The following is a 25,261-nucleotide window of genomic DNA, read 5'->3' as shown; positions in this document are numbered from 1 at the left end:
CCCGCTTCAGCCAAAGGTCATTTTTCTAAGTACGCATGTGAATATGCTTAAGGACGAAATTCTGTAGAAATTTGTTGTTTGTTAGAATAAGATAATTTTTCTCAAACAATATGATATGTTTTGACGAATATTGTTCCAATATTGATAGGTAGCTTCTTGATTTTCATCCACAGTGCATCTGGATTCTTGTGGATAAGCCTGAGGACAACTGCTGTCGGCGCCAACTCACCTTAATCTTTGGAAGACATGGGAAACTACAGGCAACACCGGTAAGAAGCCTGATCAACATCCTGGAATGTATTGGAAATCACCAAAAGAGCCACAACACATGGGCTCAGGTCAATTTTGCTGCTGTAACCAGTCCATCACAGCAGGTCGAACACTTTGCTCACCCCTGTGTCGCGCGTCCGAAATAATCTTACGCAATTCATCCAAATTTGAACGCAATAGCAAGCTCTTGACCGGGCCAATTGAAGCTGGACGCATGGACAAAGTCCGAATGCCCATGGCCGCTAGACATAAAGCTTCGATCGGGCGACCCGCATCCTCGCCGCAGAAGCTGAGCGGTGTGCCCGAAATGGCGCATCGCTCCACGATCCGCTCGATCAGGCTTAAGAAACTGACGTTGAGCGTATCATAACGTCGGCGAACCCGCTCGTTTTCACGGTCCGCGGCAAAAAAGAATTGCTTCAGATCATTCCCGCCAATGGACAAGAACGCAACATCGTCAAAGAATTTTTGCGGCGCAAAGGTCAGCGATGGCGTCTCGAGCATGGCCCCCACTTCGAGGGTCTCTGGCAACACATGTCCCAGTTTCTTTTCGCGCGCGATGGTCTTGTCGACTTCGGCGCGGGCCTGGTGAAACTCTTCGGCCTGAGCCACGAAGGGGAACATGATCGTCAGCGGTCGACCATTGGCGGCCCTGATCAACGCTTGCAGCTGCATCCGCATGATGCCGGGCTTGTCCAGACCAACGCGGATCGCGCGCCACCCGAGTGCAGGGTTCGGCTCGTCCGTGGGTTTCATATACGGCAGCACCTTGTCCGACCCGATATCAAGCGTGCGGAATACAACGCGCTTGCCGTGGGCCGCGTCAAGAACCCGACCATAGAGCGACACAAGTTCCGAGCGTTTCGGCATCTGGTTGCGCACCAGGAACTGCAGTTCGGTGCGAAACAGCCCGACCCCCTCGGCGCCGGAACTGTCAAGCGACGGCAAATCTGCCATCAAGCCCGCATTCATTACCAACGACAAGTCTTTGCCGTCACGGGTGATCGTTTTACGATCACGGATCGAGGCATAGCGTTCTTGCGCGTCCGCTTGCATCGCGATCTTATCACGAAAGGCGGCAACAACCGTGTCATCTGGGCGCAGATGAACGACCCCTTGATCGCCATCAACCATGATGTGGTCGCCGTTCAGTGCCTCGGTCGTAATCCGGGAGGTATGTACCACCAGTGGAATCGCCAGCGCCCGGGCCACAATGGCAGCGTGGCTGCCGACCGAGCCCTCTTCAAGGACGATCCCTTTAAGCGAACGCCCATACTCCAGCAGCTCTGCAGGTCCGATGTTGCGTGCAACAAGGATCGGGTCGGCAGGTAATTCGGCCCCAGAATCGCGCCCTTGCCCGGTGAGAATACGCAACAGCCGGTTGCTGAGGTCATCCAAGTCCGCAAGGCGTTCGCGGAGGTAGGCGTCAGTGACCTGCTCCATGCGCGCGCGCGCCTGCGATTGCTCTTTTTCAACCGCCGCCTCGGCGCTCAGGCCGCGGGCGATGTCCTCTTCCATGCGTCGCATCCAGCCTTTGGAATTGGCAAACATACGATACGCTTCAAGGACTTGCAGCTGTTCCTTATCCCCGTTCTGGGACATCTCGAGCATCTTGTCGACGCCCACGCGCAGCTCTTCGACGGATTCGTTCAAACGTTCCAACTCGCGGTGTGGATCGTCTGCGATGGGGTTTGTGACCACGACGCGCGGCTCATGCAGCCAAACATGGCCTTCGGCAGCGCCCTCTTGGCCGGTGCCGCCGCGCAATAAGACTGATTGCTGGTGCAAGGGCGACAGGGCTGCGCCTTCACCAACAAATGCACCTAGTTCGGTCATCTCGGCCACGACCATCGCAACCACTTCGAGGGCATAAACCTCGTCAGCCGAAAACTCACGCGCGTCGCGGGATTGAACGACCAATACACCCAGCTTCTCGCCCAAACGTTGCACCGGAATGCCCAGGAAGGACGAAAACCGTTCTTCGCCCGTTTCTGGCATGTAACGGAAGCCCTTGGCCGACGGCGCGTCAGGCGTGTTGATCACCTTGTTGTATTTGGCAACGCGGCCCACCAGCCCCTCGCCCATGCGCAGGCGGGTTTGGTGGACAGATTCGGGCTGCAACCCTTCGGTCGCACACAGTTCCAGCGTCTCGGAATCGCGGAACAGGTAGATCGAACAGACCTCGCTCTGCATGCTGTCCGCGATCAGATGGGTGATCTTGTCCAAACGCGCCTGGCCAGCGTCGTCGCTGGCCATCGCCTCGCGCAGCCGTCCAAGCAGCTTGCGGGATTCACTTTCTGTGCCGTCCGCCATCGGGCCTGTCACCTTGTTTTTCTCAGACTGACCCCAAAGCGTTTTGCTCAGGCCGCCTGATCCAGTTCAAAGGCATCATGCAGTGCCTGAACCGCAAGTTCCATGTATTTCCGATCAATCAGAACGGAAATTTTTATCTCAGAGGTTGTAATGACCTTAATGTTGATCCCCTCATCCGAGAGCACCTTGAACATCTTGGCCGCGACGCCCGATTGCGACCGCATGCCGATGCCAACAACCGACACCTTGGCCACATCCGTGTCCGCGATCAGCTCGGCGTAGTTCAGCTCGCCCTGCTCTTTTATCGCTTGCAGCGCCTGATCGGCGCGCGCGACTTGATCGGTCGGGCAGCTAAAGGTCATATCGGTGCGACCCTCGTCCGAGATGTTCTGCACGATCATGTCGACGTTGACACCGCCGTCGCTGAGCGCGGTAAAAATAGTGGCTGCGATGCCTGGACGGTCGGCGACCGATTGCAAGGTCATCTTGGCCTCGTCCCGCGAATAGGCAACGCCCGAAACTACATTGGATTCCATGATATCCTCCTCATCGCAGACCAGGGTACCGGCCTCGTCGGATTGTTCTTCAAAGCTGCTGAGAACGCGCAGTTTTACCTTGTAGCGCATCGCCAATTCGACCGAGCGCGTCTGCAGCACCTTGGCCCCTAGCGAGGCCAGTTCGAGCATCTCCTCGAACGAGATCTTGTCCAGTTTGCGCGCCTTTTCACAGATGCGCGGGTCGGTGGTGTAGACGCCATCGACATCAGTGTAGATGTCGCAACGTTCCGCATCAAAGGCAGCGGCAAAAGCTACGGCGGTGGTGTCCGAGCCGCCCCGGCCCAGTGTAGTGATGCGTCCCTCGGGGCTGATGCCCTGGAAGCCGGCCACAACGGCCACGCGCATGCCTTCGCCGAACTTTTCGTTGATGTTGGTGGTCGGGATCTCTTCGATCCGGGCCTGACTGTGTGCTGATGTGGTCATCAGCGGCACTTGCCAGCCCTGCCAACTGCGCGCCGGGACGTCCATTTCCTGTAAGGTCAACGCCATTAGTCCGGCGGTCACATTCTCGCCCGAGGACACGACGGCGTCATATTCGCGTGCATCATAAAGAGGAGAGGTTTCGTTGACCCAGCCGACCATCTCGTTGGTCTTGCCCGACATGGCGGACACGATGACAATGACGTCATAGCCTTTGGCCACTTCGACACCGACACGCTTGGCCACACGGCGGATACGATCAAGGTTGGCAACCGATGTGCCACCGAATTTCATCACGAGTACGGGCATGGGGTCAGATGTCTCCGCGCCTTTGATTGTTGGTTCCACGCCTCATATGCGAGGGGGTCTTCAATCGCAAGTGGCGAGGCCCCAATGTTAGCGTCATCTGCGCCGCTTTTATGTCGCAACCGCTTTACAGGCCGGGTCGCCGATGCCAGTTTGGAACAAAATCACTGATCTCACAGGAAATTCCATGCGTTTGTTCCCCACGGCCTTTGCCTTGACCCTGCTTGCCTCAACCTCTTTCGCACAACAAGCCACCGTTTCCGGCACTGATGGGAACAACAATGCTCTGGGAACAGTGCCCTGCGCTGCCCCCGGTACAGCCTTGCAAAACTGCCATGCGGAACTGCGCCGCAAAGAGGGTGGCGGTGTGACGCTGGCAGTGCAGATCCCCGGCGGAGACGTGCGGCGCATCTATTTCGAAGATGGCAAACCCACTTCATCCAGTTCGCCCACCCCGATCAGCCACGAGGTGCAAGGTGGTATTATGCGGATTTTCATCGAGCCCGGAGAAGTTTTCGAGGTTCCCGCGGACGCTGTGCAGCCTCAATAAGCGTGATCTCGGCCGTCCCAGGTCTGAAAGCAGCCCGTGCTAGCAATATCCAGCTCTGCAAAGCGGGCGATCAGACCATCGGCCGCTTCATCCACAGAAATATCGCCTTCAGACCCGCCCATATCGGTGCGGACCCAGCCCGGGTGATAGATGCCTACAGCGATGCCGTTGGGTTTCAAGTCGCTCGACAGGTTGCGGCCAAGGTTCAGCGCCGCTGCTTTGGACGCGCGGTAGATGTAACTGCCGCCTGGCGCACGGGTATGAGACGCCATTTGCGAAGAGATGATGGCAATGCGCGCGCCGTCGGCCAGTTCCAGGTTCGGCATCAGCGCTTGCACTGTCAGGAACACTCCGGTGACATTGGCGGCAAAAGTTTGCGCCCACATTTCGGCCGGGTAGCCGTCTGGCCCCTGCCCTTTGTCCAGATAGACACCGGCGTTGCAGATCAAAAGATCCACGGGCTTGCTCTTTAGCTGCTCGGCCATTGACTGATGCTGCTCTGGATCGGTGACATCCAGCGTCACCACCTCAGAGTCATCTCGTGCCGTTCCGGTCACAGTGTGTCCCTGCGCGCGGTACCGTTGCGCAATTTCGTAACCGATTCCACGGTTGGCGCCCGTGATCAGGATGTGCATGGGATCAGTTCGTCTTTCTGTTTGGCATGAAAGGGAGCGGCGTGACCGGCACCCCGTCTTCGATCAGGGATTTCGCGTCTTCAAGATTGGCTTCGCCATAGATCGAGCGTTCGGGTGCATCGCCATCATGCATGGCACGCGCCTCAGACGCGAAATCTTTGCCGACATAGTCCGAGTTTTCCTCGATCCGTTTGCGCGCTTTGGCCACAGCCTTTTCAACATCGGTCGCCGGTTCGCTCAGCGTGCGTGCCGGTTCGGTCTTTGGGGTTTGCGGAGCCGTGGCAGCAGATCGCGCAGGGCGCACGCGGGGCGTCATGATCGCCTTTTCCACCTTGGTACTGCCGCACATCGCGCAGGTCACCAATCCGGCCACCGCCAACTTTTCATAGGCTTCTGCGGACTGGAACCAGCTATCAAAACTGTGACCATCATTGCATTTCAGCGCGTACTGAATCATCGTCGACTCGTCATTTAGGTTCGCGAATAGATATCCACACCGGCCCCAAGATCAAGCCCGGATTAAGAGCCCGAAGATCACAGCCGGAAAGCCGGAAAATCATCACATTCACCTTACCTTATTTGATCCGACAATCTAGAGCGTAAACGCAACACCAAGTCATCCTGCGGCAGGTCTGCATCAACCGCCAAGCGGCGCAGGCCAAATTGAACATGGGCAATCTGCTGGTAATAGCGCGTGTAGGCAAAATTCGTTCCCGCCCCGGCAACCGCCCCCAAAACAGGCACGGTTTTAGCTGCAAGTTTCTGCCCCAAAGCCGTGGCGAGTTTAGGCGCGACGGTCGCAATCAGCTTTTGCATCGCTCCGCCAGTCAGCGTCATGCGCGCGGATACAAAGCCAAGATCAGCCCCGTCGTCGAAATCCAGTGGACCGGCGGCTGAAAACACTCGAACACAGTCGAATTGAACACTTTCGGTGGCCGGATCGAACCCGGTTTCTGCAGCGACCCCTTGAATGGCGCGCAAAAGCATTGTTGTCGTGGCAGGCAATTCAACCAAAGCGCCGGGCAGACCACCAAATCCACCCGCTGCCCCAAGGGCTGTGGTAACGGCTGTGTTGACCCACTCGTTCTGATCAGGAACAGCGCGGCGCGAACCTTGTGCAGCTTTCACGGACAGGTGCAGCGCACGCTCTGTTGCACCGGTCAAACCATCGCGGACATTGACGGGCAAGTGGTCTAGCAAACCTTCGGCTTTGCCACCCAAGGCGTTGAGCATCCGCACGCCCGTTCCCCCGGCCGAGCGGTAATGTTTGGCGATCCGGTCCAGTTCCGTATCTGCGTCTAACGGCGGGCGGGTAATGATGTCGTGCATGATGCTCCCTGCTTGACCTTAAACATTGGGAGCGGAGGTTGAGATTTCAAGCAGTCCAGCGGGTGACAACACCGGTAACGCCGTCCCAGGCACCCTTTTGCAAGGCATAGCCCAAAACCCGCTCAGGGTTTGTCGGCGGTGGCATTTCAACGTCGGCCAGGCGTTCGAACCCATACCGGTTGTAATAGGGCGCATCGCCCACCAGCATCACGCGTGTCCAGCCGTGTTTGGCCGCAGCCTCCAGCCCCTCTTGGATCAGAAAGCCACCCAGTCCTTCGCCCTGATGGGTCGGGTGTACGGCAACGGGACCAAGGAGAAGGCTGTCATGATCACCCACATGGATCGGCCAAAACCGGATGGCGCCGGCTAGAATCCCCAGCTCATCACGCGCCGCCAGCGAAAACTCTTGCGCCGGGTCTACACCGTCACGCAAGCGATACGACGACAAAGCCTCGCGTCCGGGAGCAAAGCAGAGGTCAAAGAGGGCCTCGACCTCCCACCAATCGCCGGTTGTTTCCGGTTTAACCTCGATCACCTGCGTCTTGCCTCTTCGCCGTGCCGTCCCATGGACCGTTCCACGGGTGGCAATCGCCCTACCACTTCGCTAACCCTAGGGCAAACACTTGGAGAGATATTGATGTTCTACCGCCCCGAGGACGGCCACGGCCTGCCCCACAACCCGTTTAACGCCATCATCACGCCACGCCCGATCGGGTGGATTTCCTCGCGCGATGGGGACGGAGTGAACAACTTGGCGCCCTATTCATTTTTCAACGGCGTGGCCTATTTCCCGCCGCAGGTCATGTTTGCCTCAACCGGAATGAAAGAGGATCAGGACAACACAAAGGACAGCATGGCCAACATCGAAGAATCCGGCGAGTTCTGTGTCAACGTGGTCGAATTCACTGCGCGCGACGCGATGAACGCCAGTTCGGCCGCCTTGGACAAATCCGTGGACGAGTTTGCTCACGCCGGCCTGACGGCCGTGGCGTGCGAAACCATCAACTGCGCCCGGATCGAGGGGGCTCCGGCGGCTCTTGAATGCAAGCTGACCAAAATCGTCACCCTGCCAGGGCAATCCAACCGCGTGGCCTTTGGCGAGGTCACAGGCATCCACCTGCGCGACGATTGTCTGCGCGACGGGATCTTTGACGTGACCACGTTCCAGCCCCTGGCGCGCCTTGGCTATCGCGATTATTCTGTGGTGCGTGAGCTGTTCTCGCTGCAACGCCCTGACGATTGATAGAGGCCGCAATTGCCCCTCCCCGATGCCACAAGACGCTATCCAATAACCCTGCCCGACGGCAGCGATCACTTGGGAACCGTGTTCCTGAACCGGGTGATTGACCACCCTCGGTTTCAGGTGGGGGATTACACGTATGCCTCGGACTTTGATCCGCCCCAAGATTGGGCAGGCCGTCTGGCCCCCTATCTGTTCGAAACCTCAGCCGAGCATCTGCGCATCGGCAGGTTCTGCCAGATCGCCCATGGGGTGCGCTTCATCACCAGTTCTGCCAACCACGCGATGGACGGATTGACGTGCTTTCCGTTCCCGGTGTTCGACCCCGCGCAGATGATCAGCTATCAACCGGATACACGCGGCACGGTGATCGGGCATGATGTCTGGATCGGCTACGGTGCTCTGGTGCTGCCCGGCGCGTGCATTGGCAACGGTGTCATCGTTGGCGCAGGCGCCGTCGTTCGTGGAACTGTACCAGATTACAGTGTTGTAACGGGCAATCCAAGCACCGTCATCAAGCGGCGGTTCTCGCACGATATCATCACCGAACTGACGGGACTGGCCTGGTGGGACTGGCCCGCAGACCAAATCGCTCAAGCCGAGCCAGCGTTGCTGAGCGGCGATGTCGAGACTCTTAAAAATCTATAATGCAAAAAGGGTGGCCCGATGGGTCCAGCCGCTGTCGAAGGTGTCGAGATCAATTTTTGGCGGAACCCGCAACGTGCGTGTTCTGGTGTTTCTCCCGATCCCTATCATAGACCGAAGGAGAGCCCGCTTGCGCCATCTGAAGCTGTTGGGGGCGTCGTTGCAGGGGGCAAGCACGAAAAGTTCTGCGAATGCGCATCCTGCGGAACACCCCACTGCGTGAAAAACAACAGGGTGAACGTACCTACAGTCTTCCGGCTTACAAATGTGTTGAACGGGTTTTTGACCTCGACCGCTATTTATGGTCCTGGGAACTTCCGAATGTTGTCGGCAATCTATTCCTGCGGCCCACTACAGCGATTAAACTGACAGCTGGGCGCAACGGGTATCATTTTTGTCTCCTCATGAAGCACCTTCTTTCCAAGTCAGGAGAAATACCACTGCTTAGTGAGGCTCCGAAATATTGAGGCGTTTAGCAAAGCCCCTGCCGTGCATCGTATCAGCGTGTTCGTTGAAAATGCATTCTCCGGGAATACTCTGCCACTTATCCCACACCATCAAATAGGCACGATGTTTGGTACTGATTAGCGTATAAGTGCAATATCAGCGACCCGTCGATGTTTTGACAGGTCGCTGATATTTTGGATATGTGAGAATCTTTGCTCAACATTTACCGGCAGGGGTGGCCCAATGGGCCGCCTTTTTTTGCAAATTCAGTCGGGATCAGTGCCCACCCAGAACGCCGGTCCGCACCGAGTAGTCCACGGCCAGCGCATAATCGGGGTCGTCATCGCTATCGACCATCAGATGTCCTGCCTTGGTCAACAATTGGTGACAATCGCGGCTCAGATGACGCAGCATGACCTTCTTGCCTGCTGCCTCGTATTTCTGGGCCACGGCTTCGATTGCCTGCAAGGCGGATTGGTCAACCACGCGGCTGTTGGCGAAATCCACGATCACCGTGTCGGGGTCTTCGTTCACCGAGAACAGCTCGGCAAAACCGTCAGCCGAACCAAAGAACAGCGGGCCGTTAATCTCATAGACTTTGGCGCCTTCTTCGGTGTGCGATTCACGGGTTTCCGCATGAATGCGCTTGGCGTTGTTCCAAGCGTAGGCCAACGCCGAGACGATAACACCAACCACAACGGCAACGGCAAGGTCCTCCATCACGGTCACAACGGTCACCAACACGATGACGAAGGCGTCCATCAACGGAACCTTGCGCATGATCTTGAAAGAGTTCCATGCAAATGTTCCGATCACCACCATGAACATCACACCGACCAATGCGGCCAGCGGGATCTGTTCGATCAGAGAAGAGCCCACGAGGATGAAGATCAGCAGGAACATGGCCGCTGCAATGCCCGCAATGCGGGTTCGACCGCCGGATTTTACGTTGATCATCGACTGACCGATCATCGCACAACCGCCCATACCACCAAAGAAACCGGTCACGACGTTGGCAGTGCCTTGCGCGATGCATTCTTGGCTCGCACCACCGCGCTTGCCGGTCATCTCACCCACTAGGTTCAGTGTCAGCAGCGATTCAATCAAGCCAATGGCCGCCAGGATCACGGCATAGGGCAGGATAATCTCAAAAGTTTCCCAATTCAGCGGCACCATCGGGATATGGAAAGTCGGCAAACCGCCCTTGATCGAGGCCAGATCGCCCACGCGCGGTACCTCCAGGCCCAGCGCGATCACAAGACCCGCAACAACTGCAATCCCGGCCAGAGGCGCAGGAATGATGCGCGTGATCCGTGGCATGATCCAGATAATGGCCATCGTCAGCGCAACCAGCCCCAACATCATGAATAGCGGCGTTCCGGTCAGCCATTCACCACCCGACATGCCATGGCCGGTGTTTTCCATTGTACCCGGCACCTTGAACTGACCCATCTGCGCCAGAAAGATCACAATCGCCAGCCCGTTCACAAAGCCCAGCATCACCGGATGCGGCACCAGGCGAATGAACTTGCCCCACTGCATCACGCCCGCAATGACCTGCAAAATCCCCATCAGAACGACAGTCGCAAAAAGATACTCGACGCCATGCTGCGCCACCAGCGCCACCATCACCACGGCCAAAGCCCCGGTCGCGCCCGAGATCATACCAGGACGTCCGCCGATCAGCGCCGTTATCAAACCAACCATAAACGCCGCATAGAGACCGACCAACGGGTGCACACCTGCCACAAAGGCAAAGGCGACCGCCTCGGGCACAAGCGCCAAGGCCACGGTCAGACCAGACAGCAGCTCGATCCGGATGCGGCCCATGCTGAAGCCTTCGTCGGGCATCCAGCGCAAATCGGGATAGTCTAAACGTTTGGCGAATGAGGCCAAAAGGGCTCGGGGCATGGCGGATTCCTACGGGGTTTGTTCGCGACTTGGCGCGTTTTCGCCGGATTATCGCAGGTAAGCTCTGCAAGTCCCGGCAACAGACGACGCGCAGCCATTACCATACCTGAGGCGAAAAACCACCCCTCTCACCAACGTGACTTGCGAGAATGCTGCCATACGGTCATCCCTGACGCATGAGATGGCTATTGGCGCTTCTGTTCTACCCCTCTGCGCTTTGGGCACAGGACTTGCAAGGTAACGACACCCCGGGAAACTGGCGGGTGACGCATCACGAAATTCACGACATCTGGAATTCCATGTGCGATGAGCGCGAGGAACAAGGGGCGTTGGTTCAGCGGTGCTACTTGCGACGGGTGGACGTCTTTTCGCCTCGCCCCCGATTTGCAGCACAGTTTCTGTTCATCACCCCCGAGGCGCAGGAATACAAAGTCGACTTCGGGATGGAGCCCGGAACGCTGTTTTCGCCCAACGGTTTCCGGATCGAAACGATGCAGGGCGACATTTGGCGCACCCGGTTTCCGGGGTGTCTGACGGGGTTGAGTTGCACATTTACCAGCGACAACGCCGATGTGCTGATTGCCAGCATGAGAGACGGAGAGGCGTTCCGCTTCACCTTTCGAGACCGTCATGGCCAGCCTCAGGACCTAAGCTGGTCGTTGTCGGATTTCGATGACGCCTGGCAGGACTTTAAGCAGCAATCCAAGGCGCGTGGCCTTTTGTCCACTGACGAATAGGGCGCCCTTGCCAAACCGGGCATCAGCCCTCACAACTTGCGGCAAAATCAATCCAACAGGGGGATACGACCCGTGAGCAAAACGAAAATCGCCGTCATTGGTGGCTCGGGCATTTATGACATCGACGGGTTGCAAGGCGCTGAATGGGTCAGCGTTGACTCGCCCTGGGGGACGCCCTCGGACCAGATCCTGACCGGCAGCCTAGACGGTGTAGAGATGGCGTTCTTGCCGCGTCACGGACGCGGTCACGTACATTCCCCGACCGAGGTGCCCTATCGCGCCAATATCGACGCTCTCAAACGTTTGGGTGTGACAGATGTGATCAGCGTTAGCGCCTGTGGATCGTTCCGCGAAGCGATGGCACCGGGCGATTTCGTCATCGTCGATCAGTTCATCGACCGCACTTTTGCCCGCGACAAAAGCTTTTTCGGCACCGGCTGCGTCGCGCATGTAAGCGTCGCCCACCCCACCTGCCCGCGCCTGAGTGACGCCTGTGAAACGGCTGCAAAGCAAGCAGGCATCAACGTCCATCGCGACGGCACCTATCTGGCGATGGAAGGGCCGCAATTCTCGACACTGGCGGAATCCAAAATGTACCGCGAACACTGGGGCGCGGATGTCATCGGCATGACCAACATGCCCGAAGCAAAGCTCGCCCGCGAGGCCGAGCTTTGCTATGCATCCGTGGCGATGGTCACGGATTACGACAGCTGGCACCCCGATCATGGAGAGGTCGACGTGACCGCCATCATCGCCACATTGACCGGTAACGCCGAAAAAGGCCGCGCCCTGGTCAAAGGGCTGCCTGCGCTTCTGGGTGCGGACCGCGATCCTTGTCTGCACGGCTGTGACCGTGCGCTTGAATACGCGATCCTGACAGCCCCGGAAAAACGCGACCCAGGGCTGTTGGCCAAGTTGGATGCCGTTGGTGGTCGGGTGCTCAACCCGTCCTGATGCTGACAAAAGCGTCCTTGATCCGCGTTACGAATGAGGCGTCGAGCAACGTCCGAAGGTCTATCTGTTCCTCGTCGCAAGCGGTATCGCAGATCTCAAATACCACGGGTACGGGTTTGAACCGCACCATGAGTGGCATCTGCGGAACCGCTTCGGCAAGATAAACGGTCTCGACTACAAACACGGCATAGCGGGAGTCATTTGCCATCTTTTCGACTTCCGCTACACAATTTTCCGGAAAATGTGCTCCAGAGCGTTCGTGGCGCAGCAGAAACGTAGCCCACTCGACTTGAACGTTTTTGGCCCGCAAAACTGACTGCAGGCCTTCTCCCAAAACAACTTCCAAGGCCTCGTTATAATTCAGACCCGCCGCGTTCGACCCAATGAATGACACTTTCTGTTCCGGGGCCAAACCAACACCTTGTTGCTGGCAGAGTTCGTTTTGCACCCACTCTTCGCTGCGCTTGTGGAACGCATAGGCCTTACCCGGAGCAGGCGCGTGCAATTCATGTGCATCGACGGTCTTAAGGTCGAGAAACAAATCCGCGTCATGCGTGGACAGAAAAAACTGTTTGGCGGTCAAAAGGGCTGCGCAGGTCAAAACCGTGGTCAGCAACAAAAGATTTCGCTTGTTCATGGCCCCATCCTCAATTCGGACAGCACAAGGTGCCACCGCAGTTGTAATACCCCTTCGGGCAAGCAGCAGATGCAATGGTAGGAAGAATGACGAATAGGCCCAAAAGGGCCGCAGCAATAAGTTTCATAACAATAACTCCAATAAAATAGTGCTCTGACTATAGCACAAAACCAGAAATATTCCGAATCCGTCGCCCGCTCGGGGCAACTCAATTCACTCGCAACCCTCGTTCAGCCCAATCGGTTGAGGTACGATAGACACGCCGACCAAGACAAAAAAGTCGCGCGGGTTGAAACCGATCCCCAAGCGCACAATGTCGGAACCTGTTGGAAACATGACAAATTGGCATCCTGGCATGGTGTTACTGATGACTGATCGAGATTTTTGTGGCCACTATTGACGCGCAACACAAACCCCGTCTTCACGGACTGGACGCTGCCCGCTTTCTGGCCTTTTGCGGCATGGTTCTGGTCAACTTTCGCATCGCCGCCGAAGTGGCCCCCGGGACGGATTGGGCCAACGTCCTAATCAATAGCCTTGAGGGCCGCGCAGCCGCATTGTTTGTTGTTCTGGCCGGCATCGGTGTCACCTTGGGTCAGCCCTCCCCCTGGCCAATGGCAAAGCGGGCCGGGTTTCTGTTTGTTATCGGCATGGCGAACATGACGATTTTTGACGCCGACATCTTGCATTTCTATGCGCTGTATTTCCTGGTCGCGATCCCCTTTCTTACCAGCAGCAGCCATACTCTTTGGATTGGCGCGAGTGGAATTGTTGTCGCATCCGTGCTGGCCCACGGTGTTCTGGACTATGATACGGGCTGGGATTGGGACACGCTGGTTTACACTGATCTGTGGACAGTGTCGGGCTTTCTCCGCAATGCTCTGTTCAACGGGTGGCACCCGGTGCTTCCCTGGGCCGCGTTCTTGCTGATCGGAATGGCGCTTGGCCGCAGCGATCTGGGCGCGCGATGCATCCAACATCGGTTGATCCTGTGGGGATTGGCTGCTGCGCTATTTGCACTGGTGCCGCAGTTTCTGATCCAAGACCCGGACTTGCGGGCGCTGCTGGGAACTGAATCCATACCCCCTGGCCCCTTTTACATTCTTGCGGGCACGGGCACGGCCTGCGCGGCGATCGGGCTGACGCTGAAATTCATACCCACCTTGGACGGGCTGCATCTATCCGCGACACTGACCGCCCCGGGCAAGCAAGCGCTGACGCTATATGTTGCGCATATCCTGATCGGTATGGGCACGCTGGAAGAACTGGACTTGCTTGACGGATCGCTGACCGCACCGCAGATCATTTGGATCGGCCTGGGGTTTGCTGTTGCGACTTCGGTCTTTGCAATGCTGTGGTCCCGCGTCTTCCGTCGCGGCCCGTTAGAGGCCATCATGCGCAAAGTGACCGGCTGATTCCGGTGATCTGCAAAGAATTGGACCCTGATGCCCTTTGACCTATGGCTCGCCTTTGCCGCTGCCTCGACCGCGTTATTACTGATTCCGGGGCCGACCGTACTGCTGGTCTTGAGCTACGCGCTGTCCAAGGGCCGTCCCGTCGCCGTCGCCTCGGCCACAGGGGTTGCATTGGGCGATCTGATCGCCATGTCCGCCTCGCTTGCCGGACTGGGCGCGTTGGTGCTGGCATCGGCCACGCTATTTACCGCGCTCAAATGGGTCGGCGCGGCCTATCTTCTGTGGCTTGGATTCAAATTGCTTCGTTCGGCCCCCTCGCAAGGGATGGGCACCGTGTCGACCGACAAAGGTGTCACGCCTCGCAGTGTCTTTGTTCACGCCGCTGCCGTAACCGCGTTGAACCCCAAATCCATCGCTTTTTTCATCGCTTTTGTTCCGCAATTTCTACGCCCGTCCGAGCCGCTGCTACCGCAATTCGCGGTCCTGATTGCGACCTTTGTCGGGCTGGCGGGGTTCAATGCGCTGGCCTATGCCCTGCTTGCAGACAAGCTGCGCCAATGGATCGGACGCCCGTCGGTGATCACTGGGCTGACCCGCTTTGGTGGTGTCATGCTGATGGGAATGGGGGTGGCGACGGCCTTCCTGCGCCGCCCGACCTAGGATTTAGTCCTGCGCGTTTTCCTTTAGAAAGCCGCGGATGAATCTGCGGATTTCACGGGCGGCACTGGTGTCCAGATCCCTGCACAGATCGACAAACGCGTCCCGCTCCAACTTGTCCAAACGCAAGACCAGTTGCGAGTCTTTCTTGCGCGGTGACTTGTTGTCTTTTTTCACGGTGTCCGCGCCCCAATTCGCACGCTGTGCCTAGTTTGATTTACATTGCTATCTTTTGTATATGCAAAAGGTAGCAAATCCATATTTCCGATCACTAACAACAGAAGAATGAAGAAAGCAATTGAACCCGTTGGCTGCATCATCCCTTCTCGTCCAAGATCGCCGCGACTGACGCAAACCGCACCTGCTGTGATTGCCCCGCACCCTTTACCGTTCCTACGCCAGCAAGAAGGACAAGAAATAGGTCACGTCGGGTTGAACGCCTGCCAGCGTGACCTCTTGACCCTTGCAAGCTGATCCGACATCGGCGAAACCCCCGGTGATCTGACCTGAACGGGGGCCACCATGCCAAAGAAGACATCCGTCCAAGATTACATTCGCACCATCGTGGATTTTCCCCACGAAGGGATCATGTTTCGCGATGTAACAACGCTTTTCGCGGACCCGCGCGGGTTTCGAATGGCCATCGACCAGATGCTGCACCCCTTTGCCGGTGAGCGGATCGACAAAGTTGTAGGGCTTGAAGCACGCGGTTTCATCCTGGGTGGGGCCATTGCCCACCAGCTGAGTGTCGGCTTTGTCCCGATCCGTAAAAAGGGTAAACTGCCCGGCACCACAATCAGCCAGGACTACAAACTGGAATACGGCGAAGCGATCGTTGAAATTCACGATGACGCCATCCAGCCTGGTGAAAAGATCTTGGTCGTTGACGATCTGCTGGCAACTGGTGGCACCGCCGAGGCCGGCATCAAGCTTATCGAACGGCTTGGCGGCGAGATCGTGTCATGCTCTTTTATCGTCGATCTGCCCGATCTGGGTGGTCGCAAGCGGCTGGAAGACATGGGCATGGACGTCCACGTTCTGTGCGCTTTTGAGGGGGAGTAATTGGGCGATCTGTCCCATCGAAACAATCCAATCCCTCGCCTGTCATCGCGACCCTCGACGCCAGTGCATCTTCGTTTAGCCTGAGGCACGCGTTGGGTGTCTGCGTCGGGATGTCATAATGCGCAGACCTCAATGGCGATGGGATATGTAGCAGCAGAATATTCCGCCCCCAGCAAGAGCAGCAGGTCGAAGTTCTGGCCAAGGTGGGTGATGCGCGGGTTCTAGGCGCCCCGGTCTAGGACGCCAATGGCCCCGACAAGCGGGCTTAGACGCGCATCACGGCGCCGGGGTTCATGATCCCCGCCGGATCAAGGGCGGTCTTGATCGCCCTCATCGCGGCCAACTTGGTTGGATCGCCATAGCGTTCCAAATCCTTGGCCTTAAGCCGTCCAATCCCATGCTCGGCACTGATCGAACCGTCCATTTCATGCACCAGGTCATGCACAATGCGAGTCAGGTCCGCTGCCATCGGCTTGAAAGCGTCGCGCGACTGTCCCTTGGGCGGGAAGATATTGTAGTGCAGGTTGCCGTCGCCAGCGTGGCCGAACGCATTGATCCGGAACTGACCATTGGCCGCGATCCGTTTACCCGCCTCAGCTACAAATTCGGGGATCAGTGAAATCGGGACAGAAATGTCATGGCTGGCGATGGACCCGATCAGCCGGTTGGCCTCTGGGATATGCTCGCGCACGGTCCAGAGCTCCTGTCGCTGTGCCTGTGACTGGGAAATCACGCCGTCCAGTGCCAAATCTTGCGCGACCGCCTGCTCAAACAGCTGCTCCAGCATCTGCCCCGGGTCCAGCCCGGCACCCAGGCCGAGTTCGATCAAAACGCACCATTCTGGCGGTTCCGCAAAGGGTTGGCGGACGTCTGGCAGCACCTCGGTCAGGAACTCCAGCCCCTGCCGGTGGATCAGCTCAAAAGCGCTGACGCCGTCGCCAACGATTGAGCGCGCCAAAGCCAGCAGCTCTAACGCGGCGGCTGCAGAGGACACCACGATCATCGCCGTGCCCTGCCCCGCTGGAACAGGCGAGAGTTTCACCGCGGCCGCGGTGATGATGCCAAGTGTGCCCTCGGACCCAACGAGCAGATTGCGCAGGTCATAGCCGGTGTTGTCCTTGCGCAGGCGAGTCAGGCCATTCCAGATCTCGCCGTTTGGCAACACTGCCTCAAGTCCCAGGCACAGGTCGCGCGTGTTGCCATAACGCAAGACATTCACCCCGCCCGCGTTGGTGGCCAGGTTACCGCCGATGCGGCACGACCCTTCGGACGCCAGAGACAATGGAAACAGACGGTCAACTGCTTCGGCAGCCGCTTGAATGTCGTCCAGCACGGCGCCCGCTTCGGCCACCAGCACATTCTCGGTCGGGTAGACGCCCCGGATCGCGGACATGCGTTCCAGTGAGATCACCAATGGCGCAGGACCGTCCCACGCCACCTGACCGCCCACCAGCCCCGTGCCCCCACCATAGGGCAACACTGGCACGCGCGCCTCGGCTGCGGCCTTCACCAGTGTCGAGACTTGATGCACGTCGCGCGGCAAGGCCAGAGCACCGATTTGCCCTGCCCGCCGACCACGGGGATCTTGTGCATAGCGTGCCTCGGGCGTTCGCAGAACGTCCTCGGGGACAAGGGTTTTCAGTCGCGTTGCAAATACCTCGTCCGCCGCGTTCAGTCTCATGCCAGTCCTCAAATCTTAATCTTCGGGGTCAATCAGGTATTTGGGTTCCAGCACGATCACCGTAGGGCGGTCAGGCAAGGTGGCCAAAGAGACCTCAATCTCGCTTATCCAGTCGCGCCGCACGTCGAATTCCTCGCGAATTCCGACCAGAAACGCACCAAGCGTATAATCGCCAAACCAATGCATGGGAATGACAATTGACGATTTGAGCCGGTTGATCACTTTGATCATCTCCGGCAGGGCAAGTGTTGACCCTCCGTCCACGGCGGCCATCACCACATCCAGTCGCCCAAGGGCTGCGAATTGTTCGTTGCTCGGCATGTGGTGCAGATGGCCAAGATGACCGATGCAGAGCCCCTCGACCTCGAAAACAAAGATCGAATTACCTTTGGGTTCGACCCCGCTGAATTGCGAGCGGATGTCGGTCGAGACATTGCGGATCAGCATCTCGCCCAGATCCAAGTGATGCTCTATCCCCTCGCCAAAGGGCCCCCAGCCGTTGAGCGGGTGTTTGATCGCCGGGTCGGGAAAGGCTGTCCAATGGGTTTCATGGGCATGGTTCATGGTGACCACATCCGGGATCAGATCGACGTTGCCGATGAAACCGGTGAAATCAGTCACCGCGCTGAGCCCCCCATGGGTCTGCAACAGAAATGACGCATGGGCGATATAGCTGATCCGCACGGAAAACTGCGGCACCGCCTTTTGCCAACTGGCCTTGTGCAGAAATTCAAAGCCGGGCGAGGCATCTGCGATGGCGATGCAATGGCTCGGGCGCCGCTCCTGCGCGCTCGTCGCCGCTGCCACCAAACTCAAGACACCTGCAAAAATCCACCGCATGTGCGAAGTTTAGCGCAGATGAGCCTCAAGTCACCCTGATCTTCATCTTTTCAAAAATACTCCGGGGTTTGGGGCAGCGCCCCAATCCGACAGCACTCCAATCAACCCACGTCCGTTTTTCCACGCCGATCGCTGCGCAGTGACGCATACAGAACATGTGTTCGCCACCGCCCGCCGATCTGCAAATAGGACTGCGCCACGCCTTCGTATTTGAAGCCTGAGCTTTCCAACAACCCGCGAGAGGCGGCGTTTTCTGGCAAACAGGCAGCCTCGATCCGGCTGAGATCAAGACGGGCAAAAGCATAGTGCAGCATCGCGCCAATGGCTTCGCGCATATAGCCCTTGCGCGCGTAGGATTGACCGGTCCAATAGCCAAGCGTGCCTGCCTGTGCAGGACCGCGGCGAATGTTGTCCAGCGTGATGGCGCCCAAAAGACGTTCATCGTCGCGGCGGAACAGGAACAGCGGGATCGCGGTGCCCCCCGACACCGAGCGCTGCGCCCAATAGACCCGGTTGGTAAAGGCCTTGCGGGTCAGGTGATCGGGGGCCCAACTGGGTTCCCACGGGGTCAGGTAAGCTTCGCTTGACCGGCGCAAGGCAGACCATTCGCGAAAGTCAGAGTGCACCGGCGGGCGCAGGCTCAGACGTTCGGTCTCGATCTTCAGCTTGCGCTTGGACAAAAGCATCAGGCGGCGCGCCTCCGCTGCAACTCCTCCAGCGACGGTGCCGCGTCGACCGGGCCATAGACGGCGAGGGCAGCCGGCGCCCGGACAGCCATCTGCTCGGCAAAGGTACGAACATTTTCGGTTGTCACCGCATCAATGTGCGCAACAGTGTCTTCAAGCGAAGGCACTTCATCCCAGATCTGCACAAGACGGGCCAGACGTTCGGCGCGGTTTGACGGGCTTTCCAGCCCCATCAGCATCCCGGCCTTCATCTGAACACGCGCACGGGCGACTTCCTGATCGGACATGTCATCTGCGGCGCGCTTCATCTCGTCAACGGTGATACTTGCCAGTTCCGCGACCTGCTCGCCAGACGTGCCAGCATAGATTGTCGTGGCGCCGGTGTCGGCGTAAGCGCCGGTCTGGGCAAAGATCGTATAGCAAAGACCGCGGGTTTCGCGGACCTCTTGGAACAGACGGGACGACATGCCACCACCAAGCGCGCTGGAATAGATCTGCGCGGTGTAGATTTGGTCGTCGCGGTAGCCGGGGCTTTCCAGCGCCAGCGCAAAATGAGCCTGCTCCAGATCCTTGAGCTGGCGCGCTTCGCCGCCGGTGAACCGCGCGGCATCGGCGATCAAACCCTTGCGGGGCTGTAGGTGGCCGAACATTTCGGTGGCCAGTTTCACAAGCATGTCGTGGTCCACGGCACCAGCTGCGGACAGGATCATCTGCTCGGGGCCATAATGCTCGGCGACAAAGCCCGACAGATCCTCGCGGGTGAAATTGCTCACCCGCTCGGTCGGGCCAAGGATGGTCCGGCCCAGGGGTTGGTCGCGATAGCTTTCCTCCTGCAGCCAGTCAAAGATCACATCGTCTGGCGTATCCGCCGCCTGACCGATTTCCTGCAGGATCACACCGCGTTCGATCTCGATCTCTTTGGGGTCAAAGATCGGGTTCATCACGATGTCTCCGATCACGTCCATCGCCAACGGCACATCCGCCTTGAGCACACGGGCGTAATACGCGGTCACCTCGCGAGAGGTGTAAGCGTTGATGTAGCCGCCCACATCCTCGATAGCCTCGGCGATTTGCAAGGCACTGCGCCGCTGCGTGCCCTTGAACGCCATATGCTCAAGGAAATGCGCGATGCCGTTCTGCTCGATGCGTTCATGGCGGGCGCCGGCTGACACCCAGATCCCGATCGAGGCTGATTGCAGCCCCGGCATGTGTTCGCTGACGATCCGGAAACCGTTGCTCAGCTGATCCTGTCTTACTGTCACTTGGCGATATGCTCTTTGATATGGGATTGCAGGACGCCCAGATCATTGGCAACGCGGGTCATCCGTTCCGAGCGTTCATATAGATCAGACATGCGAGAGGGAAGAGGCGGATGTACATCGCTTGCCTTCTCAACCGCTGCCGGGAATTTGGCAGGGTGTGCTGTGGCAAGGGTGATCATCGGAGTGGCGGTGTCGCGCTGCGCTTCACCCACCATCACACCAACAGCCGAGTGCGGGCAAAGCAGCTCACCACTTGACGCCAATGTCGATTTGATCGTCGCCAGTGTCTCGTCCTCGCTGACGCGGCCTGAGTCGTATTGCTCGCCCAACGCTTCCATCGCGCCTTGGCTGACTTCGAACCCGCCACCGGATTTTAGTTCATCCATTAGCTGCGCCACGGCACTGCCGTCGCGGTCATAAGCAAAGTAGAGCGCGCGTTCGAAATTTGAGCTGACCTGAATGTCCATCGAGGGGCTGATCGACGGAATCGTCTCGCCCTTGTGATAGCCCTGCCCGCTCAGGCAGCGGTGCAGGATGTCGTTCTGATTGGTCGCCACGACCAAACGGTCGATCGGCAGGCCCATCTGCTTGGCGATGAAGCCCGCAAAGATGTCGCCAAAGTTGCCCGTTGGCACGGTAAAGCTGACTTTGCGGTGTGGCGCACCCAGCGAGACGGCGGAGGTGAAGTAATAGACGACCTGCGCCAGAACGCGGGCGATGTTGATCGAGTTCACGCCCGCCAGCTTGACGCCATCGCGGAAGTCGAAATCGTTGAACATCTCTTTGACCGCAGACTGGCAGTCGTCGAAATCTCCATCCAGCGCCAGCGCATGCACGTTGGCCTCTGGCGGCGTGGTCATCTGGCGGCGCTGCACTTCGGACACGCGGCCATCGGGGAAAAGGATGAAGACGTCGACCGCGTCGAGGCCCTTGAACGCCTCCATCGCGGCCGAGCCGGTGTCGCCCGAGGTCGCGCCCACGATAGTCACGCGGTCATTACGGCGTTTGAGGGCCACCTGGAACAGCTGGCCGATCAGCTGCATGGCGAAGTCTTTGAACGCCAACGTGGGGCCGTGGAACAACTCTAGCAGGTAATGGTTCTCGTTCAGCTGCACCAAGGGTGCGCGGGCATCATGGCCAAAGACGGCATAGGCGCGGTCGATGATGGCGCGGAATTCCTGATCCGAGAAGCTGTCGCCCACAAAGGGGCGCATGACGCGATAGGCGACCTCTTCATAAGATTTGCCCGCTAGGTCGGCGATTTCGTCATGGCTCATCGTCGGAATGTCGGCCGGCACATACAGGCCGCCGTCCCGCGCCAGGCCCGTCAGCATGGCCTCTTCGAAAGTCAGTTCGGGCGCTTGGCCGCGGGTCGAGATGTATTTCATCGCTCTCTAGCTCTCAGTTCGGGCGCGGGTGCGCCACAGGAAAAATGCGCTCATGGCGGCCCAGGCAAGGGCCAGGCCAAACCATGTAACTGCATATTGCAAGTGATCGTTGGGAATGCCGCTGGTGTCGACAGGCAAGGGCGTCACATTGGGGTCGGTTTTGGACCGCGCGATCAAAAGGATCGGATCGGTGCCCAATACGGCCGAGGTCATGTCGACCTCGCGCGCGAACCAAATGTTTTTTTCCACGTCCGGATCGGGTGTGTAATCGTCGATCTCTTGCGGCCAATGAAGGTTTCCGGTGATGGTCATGGGGCCAAGGGTTCGCAGAGTGTTCTTGTCCTCAAGCGGGACAAAGCCGCGGTCGATCATGATCACACTTGTGCCGTTATCAAAGGGCGCAAGGATGCGATAGCCGGGTCCGACGCGTTTAACTGAGACCAGAACGTGGATTTCCCCCGGCAGCATCTCGCCCGTCACGGTGACGGGCAGATAACGGTCACGCTCGCGGTCGATTTGGTCGGGCACGGCCACGGGATCAGCGGCAATGCGCGCCTCAATCTCGGCCAGCACGCCCTCTTTCCACGCCAGGCGCTGCACCTGCCATGCGCCCAGATACAGCAAGACGCCAAGGCCAGCGACCACGATGATCAGCAGAAAGAGGAAACGGCCCATGATGTGCCCTGTACGCGCGTGGTGGTGATACGAAAACAGCGCCCGGGACTTGCCCGCGCGCTGTGCTTGTTACGTGTTGTCAGCCGTTTTGCAACCGCTCGACGCCCCTAATTACAGAACCGACTGGCCCCAGAGGTAGACGGCGAAGAACAGGAACAGCCAGACAACGTCAACAAAGTGCCAGTACCAGGCGGCGGCCTCGAACCCGACGTGTTGCTCGGGGGTGAAGTCACCCTTCATGGCGCGCAGCAAGCAGACGGTCAGGAACACGGTCCCGATCAGAACATGGAAGCCGTGGAAACCGGTGGCCATGAAAAAGTTCGAATAGAAGATGTCGTCGCCGAACTTCCAGCCTTCGTGCGCCAGCAGCTCATAGTATTCGAACGCTTGCAGCGCGGTGAACGCGATGCCCAGGATAATGCCAATGGCCAGCCCTTGGATCAGCGCCTTGCGGTCGTTTTCATGCACCAGAGCGTGGTGTGCCCAGGTCACGGCACAGCCCGACAGCAGCAGAACAACGGTGTTGATCAGCGGCAGGTGGAAAGCGTCGACCACGTGGATGTTGGGCTGCACGTATTCGGTGCCGATGTAGTCCTGCATCGGGTACATGGCATGTTTGAAGAACGACCAGAACCACGCGAAGAAGAACATGATTTCGGACATCACGAACAGGATGAAGCCATAACGCAGACCGATGCGGACAACTGCGGTGTGATCGCCTACGCGGCTTTCAACCACAACTTTGGACCACCAGTCGAACATTGTGTAAAGCACCAGCACCAGGCCAATCCAGAACATGTAAGGCGTGATGTCGTGCATCCACAGTACGGCGCCGAACAGCATGATAAAGCCACCGATCGCGCCCAGAAGAGGCAGGACCGAAGGCGGTAGAATATGATAATCGTGGTTTTTAGCGTGTGCCATTTCAGTGTCCCTCACCTACCGGCTTAGTTCGTGTTCATGTCTGCTTTTGTATCAAGGGCGGCATAGCCCTCGGGCAGATCAATTTCGTGGAATGTATACGATAACGTGATCGTATGAACATACTTGGCTTCTCGATCCTCGACGATTTCAGGATCGACAAAAAAGGTCACGGGCATTTGCACCCGTTCACCCGGTTGCAGCACCTGCTCCTCAAAACAAAAGCACTGAATCTTGTCAAAGTACCCACCCGCTGCATAAGGCGTCACGTTGTAGGACGCCTGCCCTGCAACGGGGCGGTCGGTTGGGTTGTAGGCCTCATAGAACGCCAGCCCGGTTTCGCCGATGCGCACCTCCATGGTGCGTTCGACCGGCTTGAATTCCCACGGCATGTCGCGGTCTTTGGAGGCGTCAAAACGGATCTTGATGGTCTGGTCCAGAATGGTGTCTGACCCGGTTTGGGCCACACCCGTCACGCCGCCAAAGCCAGTGACCCGGCAAAACCAGTCGTAAAACGGCACTGACGCCCAGGCCAGGCCGCCCATCAGGACAACCACGCCGACGGTCTGCATCACCGTTTTCTGCGGACCACTCATCGCCATCAGTTCTGCACCTGTTCGCTCGGCACCACCTGAAAATCGCCGCGCGATACCTTGACGATTGTCAAGCTGAATACGATCACGATGAAGGCGGCAAGCGTCAGGCCCACACCCAGATTGCGGCCATAGCGGCGGCCGTGCAGTTCATGTTCTTTGCGCAGGCTCATGACCAGCCTCCCAGACCGTAGGGCTTCAGGACAGCTTCGGCCAGAATCGCGCCAAAGTGCAGGAACAGATACAACAGAGAGAGCTTGAAGAAGCTGCGCTCGACCTTGAAATTGTCGGCTTCGGAATCATCTTCGTTCCGGCGTGATATCTTCCAGGCGCCGTGTAGGAACATAGCGTTCAGCACTACGGCCACGGTCAGGTAGATCGGGCCGCCGATGTCCGAGAAAGACGCGCCGACAGCCAGCAGCGCCAGCAGGGCGGTGTAGATTAGAATATGTACTCGGGTGGCACGGCGACCGTGAGTCACGGTCAGCATCGGAACGCCTGCATCATCATAGTCCGAGCGCATGAACAGCGCCAAGGCCCAGAAATGCGGCGGGGTCCACATGAACACCAACGCAAACATCAGCCAAGGCTCGACCGCCATCGACCCGGTTGCCGCAATCCAGCCGATCACGGGCGGGAAGGCACCCGCAGCGCCGCCGATCACGATGTTCTGCGGCGTGGAGCGTTTCAGCCACATCGAGTAAATGACGACATAGAAAAAAATGGTGAAGGCTAGGAACAGACCAGCAAACAGGTTTGTCGCCAGCGCCAGCATGATCACCGACATGCCCGACAGTGCCAGGCCCAGGCTCAGCGCCTCGCCTTCCTGCACTTTGCCGGATGGAATCGGGCGGCCCTTGGTGCGTTTCATGATGCGGTCGATGTCCGCATCCCACCACATATTCAGGGCGCCGGACGCGCCACCACCGATGGCGATGAACAGGATCGCGCAGAAACCCACAACCGGGTGCACCGATACAGGGGCAGCCACCAAGCCAACAAAGGCTGTGAACACGACCAGAGACATCACACGCGGCTTGAGCAGCGCGAAATAGTCGCCAAAGCTGGCCTCATCCTCATAGCCTTGTGTCTGGCTCTGGGTGCTGGCGTTGATGCTTGCGTCGGTCATC

General features: G+C 58.2%; 27 protein-coding genes. 8 read left to right on the top strand and 19 right to left on the bottom strand.

Annotation, left to right across the window (positions count from 1 at the left end):
- Positions 1-339: 339 nt before the first annotated feature.
- Complete coding sequence (ptsP, locus tag G6R15_RS10450; protein ID WP_164659796.1) at positions 340-2,583, bottom strand: phosphoenolpyruvate--protein phosphotransferase; 2,244 nt, start codon at positions 2,581-2,583, stop codon at positions 340-342.
- A 47-nt stretch (positions 2,584-2,630) separates the two neighbouring features.
- Positions 2,631-3,869: an aspartate kinase gene (locus G6R15_RS10445; RefSeq protein ID WP_164659795.1), complete on the bottom strand. Its 1,239-nt coding sequence runs from the start codon at positions 3,867-3,869 to the stop codon at positions 2,631-2,633.
- A gap of 184 nt (positions 3,870-4,053) precedes the next feature.
- On the opposite strand from G6R15_RS10445, the gene G6R15_RS10440 reads away from it, so the two are divergent.
- Positions 4,054-4,416 (top strand): hypothetical protein, encoded by a 363-nt coding sequence (locus G6R15_RS10440; protein ID WP_240336729.1) that lies wholly within the window; start codon positions 4,054-4,056, stop codon positions 4,414-4,416.
- On the opposite strand, the gene G6R15_RS10435 is transcribed toward G6R15_RS10440, so the two are convergent.
- The 4 genes from G6R15_RS10435 to G6R15_RS10420 all read right to left on the bottom strand — a co-directional run bounded on the left by G6R15_RS10435 (position 4,410) and on the right by G6R15_RS10420 (position 6,915).
- On the bottom strand, positions 4,410-5,051 hold the full coding sequence (locus G6R15_RS10435) for an SDR family oxidoreductase (RefSeq protein ID WP_164659794.1): 642 nt from the start codon (positions 5,049-5,051) through the stop codon (positions 4,410-4,412). The two genes, G6R15_RS10440 and G6R15_RS10435, sit on opposite strands and share 7 nt — an antisense overlap.
- Before the next feature lie 4 nt (positions 5,052-5,055).
- The gene (locus G6R15_RS10430) at positions 5,056-5,508 is read right to left on the bottom strand and encodes a DUF1178 family protein (RefSeq protein WP_164659793.1); all 453 of its coding nucleotides are present in this window, start codon (positions 5,506-5,508) and stop codon (positions 5,056-5,058) included.
- A gap of 113 nt (positions 5,509-5,621) precedes the next feature.
- Positions 5,622-6,380 (bottom strand): EcsC family protein, encoded by a 759-nt coding sequence (locus tag G6R15_RS10425; protein WP_164659792.1) that lies wholly within the window; start codon positions 6,378-6,380, stop codon positions 5,622-5,624.
- Positions 6,381-6,426: 46 nt separating this feature from the next.
- On the bottom strand, positions 6,427-6,915 hold the full coding sequence (locus G6R15_RS10420; protein WP_164659791.1) for a GNAT family N-acetyltransferase: 489 nt from the start codon (positions 6,913-6,915) through the stop codon (positions 6,427-6,429).
- 102 nt (positions 6,916-7,017) lie between these two features.
- On the opposite strand from G6R15_RS10420, the gene G6R15_RS10415 reads away from it, so the two are divergent.
- A complete protein-coding gene (locus G6R15_RS10415) occupies positions 7,018-7,623 on the top strand; it encodes a flavin reductase family protein (protein ID WP_164660274.1) in 606 nt (201 codons plus the stop codon).
- Between the two features lie 12 nt (positions 7,624-7,635).
- Positions 7,636-8,268 carry a CatB-related O-acetyltransferase gene (locus G6R15_RS10410; protein WP_164659790.1) on the top strand — a complete coding sequence of 211 codons (633 nt, stop codon included), beginning with the start codon at positions 7,636-7,638 and terminating at the stop codon, positions 8,266-8,268.
- Positions 8,269-8,988: 720 nt separating this feature from the next.
- Here the strand turns inward: G6R15_RS10410 and G6R15_RS10405 are convergent.
- Positions 8,989-10,623, bottom strand: coding sequence for a SulP family inorganic anion transporter (locus G6R15_RS10405; RefSeq protein ID WP_164659789.1), 1,635 nt, complete (start codon positions 10,621-10,623; stop codon positions 8,989-8,991).
- 176 nt (positions 10,624-10,799) lie between these two features.
- Between G6R15_RS10405 and G6R15_RS10400 the strand changes: the two genes are divergently transcribed.
- Complete coding sequence (locus tag G6R15_RS10400; protein WP_164659788.1) at positions 10,800-11,360, top strand: invasion associated locus B family protein; 561 nt, start codon at positions 10,800-10,802, stop codon at positions 11,358-11,360.
- 72 nt (positions 11,361-11,432) lie between these two features.
- Positions 11,433-12,314: an S-methyl-5'-thioadenosine phosphorylase gene (locus G6R15_RS10395; protein WP_164659787.1), complete on the top strand. Its 882-nt coding sequence runs from the start codon at positions 11,433-11,435 to the stop codon at positions 12,312-12,314.
- Here G6R15_RS10395 and G6R15_RS10390 read toward each other — a convergent pair.
- The gene (locus tag G6R15_RS10390) at positions 12,301-12,951 is read right to left on the bottom strand and encodes a hypothetical protein (protein ID WP_164659786.1); all 651 of its coding nucleotides are present in this window, start codon (positions 12,949-12,951) and stop codon (positions 12,301-12,303) included. The two genes, G6R15_RS10395 and G6R15_RS10390, sit on opposite strands and share 14 nt — an antisense overlap.
- 386 nt (positions 12,952-13,337) lie before the next feature.
- Here G6R15_RS10390 and G6R15_RS10385 point away from each other — a divergent pair, with 386 nt between their 5' ends.
- Positions 13,338-14,366, top strand: coding sequence for a DUF418 domain-containing protein (locus G6R15_RS10385; protein WP_240336728.1), 1,029 nt, complete (start codon positions 13,338-13,340; stop codon positions 14,364-14,366).
- 30 nt (positions 14,367-14,396) lie between these two features.
- Positions 14,397-15,026 carry a LysE family translocator gene (locus G6R15_RS10380; protein ID WP_164659785.1) on the top strand — a complete coding sequence of 210 codons (630 nt, stop codon included), beginning with the start codon at positions 14,397-14,399 and terminating at the stop codon, positions 15,024-15,026.
- Between the two features lie 3 nt (positions 15,027-15,029).
- Here G6R15_RS10380 and G6R15_RS22735 read toward each other — a convergent pair whose 3' ends face one another.
- Positions 15,030-15,200: a hypothetical protein gene (locus G6R15_RS22735; RefSeq protein WP_205520506.1), complete on the bottom strand. Its 171-nt coding sequence runs from the start codon at positions 15,198-15,200 to the stop codon at positions 15,030-15,032.
- A 345-nt stretch (positions 15,201-15,545) separates the two neighbouring features.
- Between G6R15_RS22735 and G6R15_RS10375 the strand changes: the two genes are divergently transcribed.
- Positions 15,546-16,085 (top strand): adenine phosphoribosyltransferase, encoded by a 540-nt coding sequence (locus G6R15_RS10375; RefSeq protein ID WP_164659784.1) that lies wholly within the window; start codon positions 15,546-15,548, stop codon positions 16,083-16,085.
- A 265-nt stretch (positions 16,086-16,350) separates the two neighbouring features.
- Here the strand turns inward: G6R15_RS10375 and G6R15_RS10370 are convergent, their stop codons facing one another.
- The 10 genes from G6R15_RS10370 to cyoE form a co-directional block, all read right to left on the bottom strand.
- Complete coding sequence (locus G6R15_RS10370; protein ID WP_164659783.1) at positions 16,351-17,766, bottom strand: FAD-binding oxidoreductase; 1,416 nt, start codon at positions 17,764-17,766, stop codon at positions 16,351-16,353.
- A gap of 15 nt (positions 17,767-17,781) precedes the next feature.
- Positions 17,782-18,606, bottom strand: coding sequence for an MBL fold metallo-hydrolase (locus G6R15_RS10365; RefSeq protein WP_164659782.1), 825 nt, complete (start codon positions 18,604-18,606; stop codon positions 17,782-17,784).
- Between the two features lie 101 nt (positions 18,607-18,707).
- On the bottom strand, positions 18,708-19,292 hold the full coding sequence (locus G6R15_RS10360) for a GNAT family N-acetyltransferase (protein ID WP_164659781.1): 585 nt from the start codon (positions 19,290-19,292) through the stop codon (positions 18,708-18,710).
- Positions 19,292-20,554 (bottom strand): pitrilysin family protein, encoded by a 1,263-nt coding sequence (locus tag G6R15_RS10355; protein WP_164659780.1) that lies wholly within the window; start codon positions 20,552-20,554, stop codon positions 19,292-19,294. The genes G6R15_RS10360 and G6R15_RS10355 overlap by 1 nt, the downstream gene beginning before the upstream one ends.
- Positions 20,551-21,942 (bottom strand): threonine synthase, encoded by a 1,392-nt coding sequence (thrC, locus tag G6R15_RS10350; RefSeq protein ID WP_164659779.1) that lies wholly within the window; start codon positions 21,940-21,942, stop codon positions 20,551-20,553. Before thrC ends, G6R15_RS10355 begins: the two co-directional genes overlap by 4 nt.
- 6 nt (positions 21,943-21,948) lie before the next feature.
- Positions 21,949-22,617 (bottom strand): SURF1 family protein, encoded by a 669-nt coding sequence (locus G6R15_RS10345; protein ID WP_164659778.1) that lies wholly within the window; start codon positions 22,615-22,617, stop codon positions 21,949-21,951.
- A gap of 111 nt (positions 22,618-22,728) precedes the next feature.
- On the bottom strand, positions 22,729-23,541 hold the full coding sequence (locus G6R15_RS10340) for a cytochrome c oxidase subunit 3 (RefSeq protein ID WP_164659777.1): 813 nt from the start codon (positions 23,539-23,541) through the stop codon (positions 22,729-22,731).
- A 23-nt stretch (positions 23,542-23,564) separates the two neighbouring features.
- Positions 23,565-24,140 carry a cytochrome c oxidase assembly protein gene (locus tag G6R15_RS10335; RefSeq protein WP_164659776.1) on the bottom strand — a complete coding sequence of 192 codons (576 nt, stop codon included), beginning with the start codon at positions 24,138-24,140 and terminating at the stop codon, positions 23,565-23,567.
- Positions 24,140-24,304: a hypothetical protein gene (locus tag G6R15_RS22730; RefSeq protein WP_205520505.1), complete on the bottom strand. Its 165-nt coding sequence runs from the start codon at positions 24,302-24,304 to the stop codon at positions 24,140-24,142. The genes G6R15_RS10335 and G6R15_RS22730 overlap by 1 nt, the downstream gene beginning before the upstream one ends.
- Positions 24,301-25,260, bottom strand: a complete 960-nt coding sequence (cyoE, locus tag G6R15_RS10330; RefSeq protein ID WP_164659775.1) for a heme o synthase — start codon at positions 25,258-25,260, stop codon at positions 24,301-24,303. Before cyoE ends, G6R15_RS22730 begins: the two co-directional genes overlap by 4 nt.
- Between the last annotated feature and the right edge of the window lies 1 nt (position 25,261).

Source organism: Tropicibacter sp. Alg240-R139 (assembly GCF_900537075.1).
In the GTDB taxonomy this organism is placed as follows: Bacteria; Pseudomonadota; Alphaproteobacteria; order Rhodobacterales; family Rhodobacteraceae; genus Falsiruegeria.
Note: the sequence above shows the minus strand (reverse complement) of the source record. Positions and strands in the feature narration are given on the sequence as shown.

What these genes read in the sequence shown, in the direction of transcription:
- G6R15_RS10435 (WP_164659794.1), bottom strand. Translation starts at nt 5,051, where the DNA reads ATGCACATCCTGATCACGGGCGCCAACCGTGGAATCGGTTACGAAATT.
- thrC (WP_164659779.1), bottom strand. Translation starts at nt 21,942, where the DNA reads ATGAAATACATCTCGACCCGCGGCCAAGCGCCCGAACTGACTTTCGAA.
- G6R15_RS10390 (WP_164659786.1), bottom strand. Translation starts at nt 12,951, where the DNA reads ATGAACAAGCGAAATCTTTTGTTGCTGACCACGGTTTTGACCTGCGCA.
- G6R15_RS10365 (WP_164659782.1), bottom strand. Translation starts at nt 18,606, where the DNA reads ATGCGGTGGATTTTTGCAGGTGTCTTGAGTTTGGTGGCAGCGGCGACG.
- ptsP (WP_164659796.1), bottom strand. Translation starts at nt 2,583, where the DNA reads ATGGCGGACGGCACAGAAAGTGAATCCCGCAAGCTGCTTGGACGGCTG.
- G6R15_RS10415 (WP_164660274.1), top strand. Translation starts at nt 7,018, where the DNA reads ATGTTCTACCGCCCCGAGGACGGCCACGGCCTGCCCCACAACCCGTTT.
- G6R15_RS10360 (WP_164659781.1), bottom strand. Translation starts at nt 19,292, where the DNA reads ATGCTTTTGTCCAAGCGCAAGCTGAAGATCGAGACCGAACGTCTGAGC.
- G6R15_RS10340 (WP_164659777.1), bottom strand. Translation starts at nt 23,541, where the DNA reads ATGGCACACGCTAAAAACCACGATTATCATATTCTACCGCCTTCGGTC.
- G6R15_RS22730 (WP_205520505.1), bottom strand. Translation starts at nt 24,304, where the DNA reads ATGAGCCTGCGCAAAGAACATGAACTGCACGGCCGCCGCTATGGCCGC.
- G6R15_RS10375 (WP_164659784.1), top strand. Translation starts at nt 15,546, where the DNA reads ATGCCAAAGAAGACATCCGTCCAAGATTACATTCGCACCATCGTGGAT.
- G6R15_RS10405 (WP_164659789.1), bottom strand. Translation starts at nt 10,623, where the DNA reads ATGCCCCGAGCCCTTTTGGCCTCATTCGCCAAACGTTTAGACTATCCC.
- G6R15_RS10345 (WP_164659778.1), bottom strand. Translation starts at nt 22,617, where the DNA reads ATGGGCCGTTTCCTCTTTCTGCTGATCATCGTGGTCGCTGGCCTTGGC.
- G6R15_RS10380 (WP_164659785.1), top strand. Translation starts at nt 14,397, where the DNA reads ATGCCCTTTGACCTATGGCTCGCCTTTGCCGCTGCCTCGACCGCGTTA.
- G6R15_RS10445 (WP_164659795.1), bottom strand. Translation starts at nt 3,869, where the DNA reads ATGCCCGTACTCGTGATGAAATTCGGTGGCACATCGGTTGCCAACCTT.
- G6R15_RS10400 (WP_164659788.1), top strand. Translation starts at nt 10,800, where the DNA reads ATGAGATGGCTATTGGCGCTTCTGTTCTACCCCTCTGCGCTTTGGGCA.
- G6R15_RS10425 (WP_164659792.1), bottom strand. Translation starts at nt 6,380, where the DNA reads ATGCACGACATCATTACCCGCCCGCCGTTAGACGCAGATACGGAACTG.
- G6R15_RS10430 (WP_164659793.1), bottom strand. Translation starts at nt 5,508, where the DNA reads ATGATTCAGTACGCGCTGAAATGCAATGATGGTCACAGTTTTGATAGC.
- G6R15_RS10440 (WP_240336729.1), top strand. Translation starts at nt 4,054, where the DNA reads ATGCGTTTGTTCCCCACGGCCTTTGCCTTGACCCTGCTTGCCTCAACC.
- cyoE (WP_164659775.1), bottom strand. Translation starts at nt 25,260, where the DNA reads ATGACCGACGCAAGCATCAACGCCAGCACCCAGAGCCAGACACAAGGC.
- G6R15_RS10370 (WP_164659783.1), bottom strand. Translation starts at nt 17,766, where the DNA reads ATGAGACTGAACGCGGCGGACGAGGTATTTGCAACGCGACTGAAAACC.
- G6R15_RS10335 (WP_164659776.1), bottom strand. Translation starts at nt 24,140, where the DNA reads ATGGCGATGAGTGGTCCGCAGAAAACGGTGATGCAGACCGTCGGCGTG.